General features: G+C 54.5%; 1 rRNA gene. It reads left to right on the top strand.

Going from position 1 to position 426, the window contains the following annotated elements:
* A 16S ribosomal RNA gene (locus HH110_RS19215) occupies nucleotides 1–426 on the top strand; the annotation flags it as partial.

Consider the following 426-nt stretch of genomic DNA (forward strand, 5'->3'; position numbering starts at 1 on the left):
TGCAGTGGGGAATATTGGACAATGGGCGCAAGCCTGATCCAGCCATGCCGCGTGAGTGATGAAGGCCTTAGGGTTGTAAAGCTCTTTTAGCGGGGAAGATAATGACGGTACCCGCAGAAGAAGCCCCGGCTAACTTCGTGCCAGCAGCCGCGGTAATACGAAGGGGGCTAGCGTTGCTCGGAATTACTGGGCGTAAAGGGCGCGTAGGCGGACAGTTTAGTCAGAGGTGAAAGCCCAGGGCTCAACCTTGGAATTGCCTTTGATACTGACTGTCTTGAGTACGGGAGAGGTGTGTGGAACTCCGAGTGTAGAGGTGAAATTCGTAGATATTCGGAAGAACACCAGTGGCGAAGGCGACACACTGGCCCGTTACTGACGCTGAGGCGCGAAAGCGTGGGGAGCAAACAGGATTAGATACCCTAGTAG

The sequence above is a fragment of the Stenotrophomonas sp. SAM-B genome (assembly GCF_013387485.1).
GTDB lineage: Bacteria > Pseudomonadota > Gammaproteobacteria > Xanthomonadales > Xanthomonadaceae > Stenotrophomonas > Stenotrophomonas maltophilia_AA.